Source organism: Nonomuraea sp. NPDC050540 (genome assembly GCF_044457485.1).
In the GTDB taxonomy this organism is placed as follows: domain Bacteria; phylum Actinomycetota; class Actinomycetes; order Streptosporangiales; family Streptosporangiaceae; genus Nonomuraea.
Genome location: NZ_JBITHA010000022.1, coordinates 183,805 through 192,165 on the forward strand (window position 1 = coordinate 183,805; position 8,361 = coordinate 192,165).

Below are 8,361 nucleotides of genomic sequence, written 5' to 3' on the forward strand. Positions count from 1 at the left end.
AGGTTTCTTGCTCTCGGATAATGGACGCATGAACGAGGACCGCACCATCGCCGACCCGCGCGCGCTGCGCGCCCTGGCCCACCCCATCCGGCTGGCCCTGCTGGAGACCCTCGGAGTAGTCGGCTCCGCGACTGCGACCCGGTGCGCGGAGCTCATCGGGGAGAGCGTGGCGAGTTGTTCCTTCCATCTGCGGACGCTCGCCGAGTACGGGTTCATCGAGCGCGTGTCCTCGTCCACCAGAGAGAAGCCGTGGCGGCTGGCCCGTCCGGTCCAGGCCGTCGACACGGCCGCCGAGGTCACGCCGATGGGGCTGGCGCTGACCGAGGTGTTCCTGGAGAAGGAGTTCAACCGGGTGCGCACCTGGCGGCGCACGATGGCGGCCGAGAGCGAGGAATGGCAGGAAGCCAACCTGATCATGGGCGCCACCCTCTGGATGAGCTCCGCCGAGCTGACCGAGGTGCGCGAACTCGTCCAGTCACTGATCGTCAACTACCTGGAAAGGGGTGAGAAGGCGGATCTGCGACCAGAAGGGGCCCGGCCGGTGCGCCTGTTCGTGGCCAGCAGCACCGACGACGCACCGGACGACGACCCAGGCGACGCTCCATGAGCGCCCTGGCCGATCCGCGGTTCCGCCGGCTGCTGACCGGGCAGTCCATGAGCAGCTTCGGCGACACCGCCTTATACCTGTCGCTGGGCATCTGGGCCAAGGACTTGACCGGGCAGAACGCGGCGGCCGGCGCGGTCTTCCTGTGCCTGTCCCTGCCGGTCCTGTTCAGCCCGCTGTCGGGGCACCTGGTCGATCGATGGCGCAGGCGCCGGACGCTGATCGTGGTCAACCTGGTGACCGGCGTGGGCGTCCTGGCCCTGCTCGGGGTGCACTCCGCCGCCGACCTGTGGATCATCTACGCCGTCGCCTTCGGCTACGGCCTGTCCTTCACCCTGCGCCGGCCCGCCCAGGCGAGTCTGATCAAGATGATCCTGCCCGGTGATGATCTGGCCGGGGCCAACGCCGCGGTACGCACGATCGGCGAGGCGATCAGGCTGCTCAGCCCGCTGGCGGGGTCGGCGCTCTACTCCGCGATCGGCGGCCGGGCCCTGGTCGGCCTGACCTCGGTCACCTTCGCCGTCGCCATCGTCATGCTGCTCAGCATCAGCCTCCGCGAGCCCCGCCCCATCCCCGCCAAGGGCAACACGCTGCGGGAGATCACGGCCGGCGCCGCCCATCTCGCGCGTACCCCGCTGCTGGCCTTCACCAGCGTGGCCGTGGCCGTCAGCTTCGCCGTGCTCGGGCTGCTGGACAGCGTCGACTTCGCGGTCATCGACGAGGGCCTGGGCCGCCCCGCCTCGTTCTTCGGCGTCCTGATGGCGATCCAGGGCGCGGGCGGGATCTGCGGCGGCCTGCTGGCGACGCGGTTGATCCAGCGGTACGGCGAGGCCAGGACGGTGGGCGTGGGCCAGCTGTCCGTGGCGATCGGCACGGCGCTGCTCGCCGCACCGAATCTGCCGGTCGTCATCGGTGGTTTCGTGTCCATCGGCTTCGGGCTGCCGTGGCTGATGGTGGGCTACATGACCGCGTGGCAGCGGTACGCGTCCCAGGAGATCGTCGGCCGGGTGGCGGCCGCCGCGGATCTGTGCACGGTGGGACCGCAGACGGTCTCCATCGCGCTGGGCGTGGTGCTGATCTCGGTCGTGGACTATCGCGTGCTGCTCGGTGTCTGCTTCGTGGTGCTGACGGCCTGCGGCGTGGTGCTCATCCGGGCGGCCACCCGGATCGCGATCAAGCAGCCGGTGGAGTGAGCGTCACCAGCACCGGCATGACCTCGGCGATGCCACGCGCGCGCAGCCGTCCGATGAGGCGTTCCGCGTCTCGCGCGTCGGCGGCCAGCACACTGCCGAAAGCGAGCCTGCCCGTGTCCATCGCCGCGCGGGAGCAGGCCAGCGGAGAGCCGGGCAGCTCGGTCGCCGATGCCTGCCAGCCGTCGGGGATCCAGCCGCGAACCAGGTCGGCGGCCGATGGCCGGTCCGCGGGCACCTCGACGATCAGCAGCACGTAGGCCAGGGCGCCGGAGCGCAGCACCCCCGTCGCCGAGGTGACCAGGTCGAGCGCGCGCCGGGCGGTCATCTGCCCCACTTCCGCCAGCGACCTGTGCCCCGGCCCCGTGGGGGTGTTGAACACCAGCGCGTCCGCGGGACCGGCCGGCTCGAACCCCGGGCCGAAAGCGGCGTGGCGGAACTCGGCCCTGAGACCGTTCACGCGGGCATTGAGCTGGGAGAACTCGACCGATCGCGGGTTGAGGTCGATCCCGGTGACCGCCGAGCACCGATCCATCAGCGACAACGCCAGGACACCGCAGCCGGATCCGACGTCCAGCAGCCTCCCGCGCACCTCGCCCAGGTTGTGCAGCAGCGCGAACGTCGACGCGTGCGGCGGCATGACCAGCGCCGGCTCCGCCGAAAGCTTGATCGCTCCGTCACTGCTGAACAGGGGGTCCGACAGGAAGTACAGGGAACCGGCCGGAGAGATCGAGACGGAGCCGGCGACCGTGCCTTCCCCCGGCGTGACCAGCCCGTGCTCGTCCAGCAGTCCGCGCAGCGAAGCGGGCAGCATCCGCGCGTACACCTCCCTGCGCACCGGCCCGTTGCGCACGAACAACTGCGTCAGCACGCCGGCCGGACTGGTCAGCAGGTCGTCGACCCGCTCCGCCGACACATACGCGTACAGCGCGGCATGGCTCAGCAGATCCGCGTCATCCTCCGCGCCCAGGAGCGCCACCGCTCGCGCCGCGGTGAACCCGGCGTCGCGCAGCCCGTCGGCCAGCGATTCGAGCCTCATCGCGGGCGCAGCCGTACGGGGAAGGAATCAAGACCGAAGTTGATGATGGACTGGTTGTGCCGGTACGCGCCCAGCGGCTCGATCTCCGCGACGAGGCGGGACAGCGCGCCGAACAGCTCCCGGAGCTCGGCGCGTGCCAGCGGCCCGCCGATGCAGTAGTGCGTGCCCCAGCCGAAGGCGAGGTGCCGGTTGGGATGGCGTTCCAGGTCGAGCCGGTGGGGCCGGTCGAAGACGGAGGCGTCCCTGTTGGCGGCGGGCGTCCACACCACCACCCGGTCGCCCTCGCGCACCTTCTGCCCGCCGAGCTCGACGTCCCTGGTCGCGGTGCGCAGGACGTGCAGGCCGACCGAGGTCCAGCGCAGCAGTTCGTCGGTGGCGCGGGTGAGGTCGGCGCACTCGCCCAGCGCGCGCCAGGCCCCGGGCCGCTCCATCAGCGTCAGGGTCGCCATGGCGGCGGTGTGCCGGACCGTCTGGATGCCGCCGACGATGATGTTGTCGGCGTTCAGCACCACTTCGTCGAGGTCGAGCGTGGCGGCGAACGCGCTGACGAGGTCCGCGCCCGGGGTGTCACGCCGGGCCAGCGCGAGCTGCAGCAGGTACGGCAGCAGCGCCTGGTGAGCCGCCCTGCGCTCGGCCGGGGTGACCCCGAGGAAGGCCCGGTCGCACAGGCCGACCACCATGTCCCGGTCCTGATCGGGAATGTCCATGAGGTCGCACATGATGGTCAGCGGGACCTTCGCGCCGATCTCTCTGACGAAGTCGATCTCTTCGTGCTCCAGGGCCCGCCGTACCACCCGCTCGGTCAGCTCGCGCAGGCGTCCCCGGAGACCGGAGGCGTACCTGGTGGTGAAGAAGGGCGCGACCGGTTCACGGTAGCCGCGGTGCCTGGGCGGGTCGGTGAGCGCCATCATCCGGCCGGAGCCCGCGGGCGGGCTCTGGCCGGTGCCCAGCAGCGAGCCGCCACGTGAGCTGAACGTCTGGGCGTCGCCGAGGACCTCAAGCGCCTCCCGATGAGTGAGCACCGCCCACAGCGGGCCCTCGGCGGCCGACTCGTGCCGCTGGACCGCGCCTTGCCCGCGCAGGTCGTCGACCAGCTCGTGGGGGTTGCCCGCGGCCCAGAACGCGGGGTCGGTCAGGTCGTGGGCGCCGAGCGGTATCACGATTCCTCCTCGCGTCCGGCGGTCGCGTGGTCGATGTGGGCGGCCAGCTCACGCAGGATCGGACGGTCGAACACGGCACGCACCGATAGGTCCGCTCCGAGCCGTTCCAGCACCTCGGCCGTCACCTGCGGGACGAGCAGCGAGTAGCCGCCGATCGCGAAGAAGTCGTCATCCGGTCCCGCCCGCTCGCAGCCGATCACCTCGCACCAGATCCGCGCCAGCGCGCGTTCGGTGTCGGTGCCGAACTCGACCGGCCGGGTGTCACGCTCGGGGTCGGGCAGCCGCCGCCGGTCGACCTTGCCGCTGGCGGTCAGCGGCATCTCGGCCAGGACGACGTACGCGGCCGGGACCATGTAGGTGGGCAGAGCCAGAGCGAGCCGCCGGTGCAGGGCGGGCGTGTCGATGACCGCCTCGGGACGCGCCACCACGTACGCCGCGGGCCGCAGCGACTCCTGGCTTTCCCCGTAGACCTTGACCGCCGCCTGCGCGACGGCGGGATCACGGGCCAGCGCCGCCTCGATCTCGCCCAGGTCCACCCGCGCGCCCCGGATCTTGAGCTGGTCGTCGCTCCTGCCAACGAACACCAACCGTCCGTCCGGCGTACGGCGGGCAAGGTCGCCGGTCCGGTAGACGTCACCCTGCCGGAAGGCACGCTCGGTCTCCCACGGCCGGTTGAGATACCCGTGCGCGAGAAACACGCTGCGCACCCGGATCTCTCCGACCTCGCCTTCGCCGACCTCGGCGCCGTCGTCGCCGGTCAACAGGATCTGGCGTCCCGGGATGGCCTCGCCCAGCGAGATCGGGTCGGCGGCCGGTACGGGCACGCGCTGCCAGGTGGCGAGAATGCACTCGGTGGGTCCATAGAAGTTGTGCACGACCGCGTTGGGGAAGCGCGCCCGGCCCTCGTCGACCAGGCCGGCCCGCAGCGACTCGCCGAACAGGCTCAGGGCCCGCACGCCGCCGGCCGCGCCGGCGTCCACGTTCAGCAGATGACGGAGCAGGCTCGGCACCGTCTGCACGTGCGTCACCCCGTGGTGGGTGATCCACTCGTGCAGCCGCGTCGCGTCGCCCTTGACCTCGCCCGGCGGCACGACCACCGCCGCGCCCGCGTGCAGCCCGGTGAGGATCTCGACGTACGCGGCGTCGTAGCCGAGCCGTGCCCACTGCAGCACCCGCGACGTCTCATCGGCCCCGATCGCGGTGCCCAGCCAGCGCGTGAGCTGGTCGAGGTTGCCCGACCGCTGCGCGATCCCTTTGGGCAGGCCGGTCGAGCCCGAGGTGTACACCAGGTACTCGGTGTTCTTGGGCACCTCGGCGGCACCCGGGGCCGGCGCCTGCCGTACGACATCGGTGTCGTCACCCAGGACGTGGACGACGGGAAGGCCGGCGTAGTGCGTGCCGGGACAGGTGAGGACGGCGCGCGGCGCGCAGTCGGCGATGATGGCGTCCTGGCGTTCGGCGGGCAGGTCGGCGGTCAGCCAGGTGAAGGGCGTGCCGGAGCGCAGGGCGGCCAGCAGCGCGGCGACGGCGTCCTGGCCGTCGGGCAGGGCGATGGCCACCACGTCGCCGGCGCCGAGCCCGGCCTGGGCGAGCGCGCTTCGATAGCGCTCGGCTCGCTGGTGAAGCCCGCGATAGGTCAGGACGCCGGTGGCCGAGATCACGGCCGTCGCGTGGCGGTTCATGCCATGCCTTCCGGATGGGGGGTCAATGCCGTGTCGTGCAGGAACTCGGCCACGGTCCGGGTGAGCGCGCCGTTCGCGCTCTGGAGGACCAGGTGCCCTCCCGGCAGCGTGCGCTGGGCGAAGGGGCCGGTCGTGCCGTGCGACCACCCGGTCATCTGCTCGCTGGTCACCAGCGGATCGTCGGCGCCGACCACGGCGAGCACCGGGCACTCCAGCAGCGGCTCGTGCCGGTGGAGGTAGGTCGCGCACAGGTTGAGATCGGCCTGGACGACCGACAGCAGGAGCGCGCTCAGCTCCGGGTGCTGCAGGATCTCGCTCACCGAGTCGTCGATGGAGCGGACGAAGTCGGCGGTCTGGCCCGGGTCGGTGGGTCCCGGCGGTCCCTGCCACAGCGCCGGCGGAACCAGCCCGGCCAGCACGCAGGCGGCGGGGGAGAGCCGCCTGCCGACGTTGTAGGCGAGGAGCGAGCCGAAGCTCTGCCCGAGCAGCGCGTACGTGCCGGACAGGTGGGGGCGCATCGCGTCGCAGATCCAGTCGACCAGCTGCTCCACGTCATCGGCGTGCGCCTCGTTGAACCTGCCGCCGCGGCCGGGCAGGCGGAGGGCCCACACCTCGATGTCGGGCGGCAACGACCGGCCGAACTCGGCGAAGGCGGGCGCGTCGCCGCCCGCGTGCGGGAAGCAGAACAGCCTGAGCCCGGCCTGGGGCCGGGGGTTCGGCAGCCAGAACCACTCGGTCACCAGCCTGGGGGGCGCCATCAGCCGTTCCCGATCTCGGCGAGCAGCGCCTGGTAGTCCGCGGAGAGGCGCTCGGCCGTGGCGGCGTCGAACAGGTCGGTGCGATAGCACCACAGGGTCTCGATCACCTCCGGCGCGCTGTCGAGCAGGTGGAGTTCGAGGTCCAGCCGGGTGACGCGCTCGCTGACCCCCTGCCAGTCGCCGACCTCGAGGTCGTGCCAGCGAACCCGGCCGGCGCGGCGCGGCGTCGGCAGGAGCTGGAACCCGACCTGGACCAGCGGGTTGCAGCCCGGGGTGCGCGGCACGCCGAGCCGGTCGACCAGCAGGTCGAAGGGGACCATGTCGTGTTCGAGCGCCTCCAGCACGGCGGTCCTGACACGCTCCACCGCCCGCCCCGGTTCGGGGTCGTCGGACAGGTCGACGCGCAACGGCAGGGTGTTGACGAAGAAGCCGACCGTGTCCTGGAACTCGGGCTTGGCCCTGCCCGCGACCGGCACCGCGACGACCGTGCCGCCGGTCCTGGACCGGCGGGCCAGCATCAGCAGGAACGCGGTCAAGGTCAGGACGAACATCGTGCAGCGCAGCTCTCCCGCCACCCGCCGCAGGCTCTTGGCCACCTGGGCGGGCACGGGCGTCAGCAGTTCCTCGCCCGCGGGCGAGCGTTCCGGGCTCCGCGGCCGATCGGTGGGGAGGTCAGGAACGGCCGGGGCGTCCTTGAGACGTTCGCGCCAGTAGGCCAGCGCCTGGTCCAGACGGCCGCCGCTCAGCTGATCGCGCTGCCAGGCGGTGTAGTCGGCGTAGCGCGCGGCGGGGAGGGGCAGGCCGGCCTCGCGTCCGCGCGCCGCGGCGTCGTACATCGTGCCGAGTTCGGCGAAGATGATCTGGACGGACCACATGTCGGCCACGATGTGGTGCAGGTTCAGCAGCAGGATGTGCCGGGCGGGGTCCAGGCGGATCAGGTCGGCGCGGAACAGCGGGTCGCGGGCCAGGTCGAAAGGCCGCGCCACCCGCTCGGCGGCCAGGTCCGCCGCTCGCGCGCCGGCGTCGGGCAGGCCCGACAGGTCGGTGAGGGGCAGGGGGAGGGGTTCCCCCCGTGGCCTGATGCGCGCCGCCGGCCGTCCGCGCTCGGCGGGGAAGGTGGTCCGCAGCGCGTCGTGGCGGTCCGTGACGGCGCTCAGCGATCGGCGCAGCGCGGCGACGTCGAGCCGGCCGTCGAGCTCGTAGCCCACGCACACGTTGTACTCCGTGGCCTGCGGATCGAGCAGCTGGAGAAACCAGAGCCGCTGCTGGGTGGGGGAGAGGCGCCCGGTCATGGACGGCGCCGCTCGACCAGCTCGGCCAGAGCCGCCAGGTCGGCGGTCTCGTGCAGATCCCGCATCGTCAGCTCGGCCGCCAGCCGCTCGCGCGCCTTGAACAGCATGCGCACCGCCGACAGCGAGTGGCCGCCCAGGGCGAAGAAGTTGTCGTCCGGTTTCACCTGCGGCACGTCCAGGACCTCCTGCCAGATCTGGGCGAGGACCTCCTGCGTGGTGGGGGCGGGGTTGATGGGCAGGTTGGGGTTGGTGTCGTCGTGGTGGCCGGTGTCGAGTTGGTCGAGGTTGAGTACCGGGGTGTCGGTGTGGGTCCAGTCGTGGCCGGTGGTGGTGAGGATGAGGCGGGCGCCGCTGTCGGTGGCCATGTGGATCAGTCGTTGTTCGGGTAGGCCGGGTTCGAGGGGGACGTAGGCGGCGCCGGCTTTGATGACGGCCAGGATGGCGACGACTTCGGTGGCGCTGTGGCGTAGTCGCAGGCCGACCAGGCTTCCGCGGCCGATGCCGCGCCGGCCCAGCTCGCGGGCCAGTTGGTTGGCGCGGGCGTTCAGCTGCCGGTAGGTGAGCGAGACACCATCGGGTTCGACCACCGCGACCGCGTCGGGACACACACCCACCCGCCACTCGAACACCTCATGC

At 72.0% G+C, this 8,361-nt stretch carries 8 protein-coding genes; 2 read left to right on the forward strand and 6 right to left on the reverse strand.

What is annotated here, in order from left to right:
• Nucleotides 1–28: 28 nt before the first annotated feature.
• Both ACIBI5_RS47230 and ACIBI5_RS47235 read left to right on the forward strand, forming a co-directional pair.
• Nucleotides 29–607, forward strand: a complete 579-nt coding sequence (locus tag ACIBI5_RS47230) for an ArsR/SmtB family transcription factor (protein ID WP_397257296.1) — start codon at nucleotides 29–31, stop codon at nucleotides 605–607.
• A complete protein-coding gene (locus ACIBI5_RS47235) occupies nucleotides 604–1,797 on the forward strand; it encodes an MFS transporter (protein ID WP_397257298.1) in 1,194 nt (397 codons plus the stop codon). Before ACIBI5_RS47230 ends, ACIBI5_RS47235 begins: the two co-directional genes overlap by 4 nt.
• Here the strand turns inward: ACIBI5_RS47235 and ACIBI5_RS47240 are convergent.
• From ACIBI5_RS47240 to ACIBI5_RS47265, 6 genes are all read right to left on the reverse strand, one after another.
• Nucleotides 1,778–2,833: a methyltransferase gene (locus ACIBI5_RS47240; RefSeq protein WP_397257300.1), complete on the reverse strand. Its 1,056-nt coding sequence runs from the start codon at nucleotides 2,831–2,833 to the stop codon at nucleotides 1,778–1,780. The genes ACIBI5_RS47235 and ACIBI5_RS47240 overlap by 20 nt on opposite strands.
• Nucleotides 2,830–3,993 carry a cytochrome P450 gene (locus tag ACIBI5_RS47245; RefSeq protein ID WP_397257302.1) on the reverse strand — a complete coding sequence of 388 codons (1,164 nt, stop codon included), beginning with the start codon at nucleotides 3,991–3,993 and terminating at the stop codon, nucleotides 2,830–2,832. Before ACIBI5_RS47245 ends, ACIBI5_RS47240 begins: the two co-directional genes overlap by 4 nt.
• A complete protein-coding gene (locus ACIBI5_RS47250; RefSeq protein ID WP_397257304.1) occupies nucleotides 3,990–5,675 on the reverse strand; it encodes an AMP-binding protein in 1,686 nt (561 codons plus the stop codon). Before ACIBI5_RS47250 ends, ACIBI5_RS47245 begins: the two co-directional genes overlap by 4 nt.
• Nucleotides 5,672–6,433, reverse strand: coding sequence for a thioesterase II family protein (locus ACIBI5_RS47255; protein ID WP_397257305.1), 762 nt, complete (start codon nucleotides 6,431–6,433; stop codon nucleotides 5,672–5,674). Before ACIBI5_RS47255 ends, ACIBI5_RS47250 begins: the two co-directional genes overlap by 4 nt.
• Nucleotides 6,433–7,725, reverse strand: a complete 1,293-nt coding sequence (locus tag ACIBI5_RS47260; protein ID WP_397257307.1) for a condensation domain-containing protein — start codon at nucleotides 7,723–7,725, stop codon at nucleotides 6,433–6,435. The genes ACIBI5_RS47255 and ACIBI5_RS47260 overlap by 1 nt, the downstream gene beginning before the upstream one ends.
• A partial coding sequence (locus ACIBI5_RS47265; protein WP_397257308.1) for an AMP-binding protein occupies nucleotides 7,722–8,361 on the reverse strand: 640 nt, incomplete at its 5' end. The genes ACIBI5_RS47265 and ACIBI5_RS47260, both read right to left, overlap by 4 nt.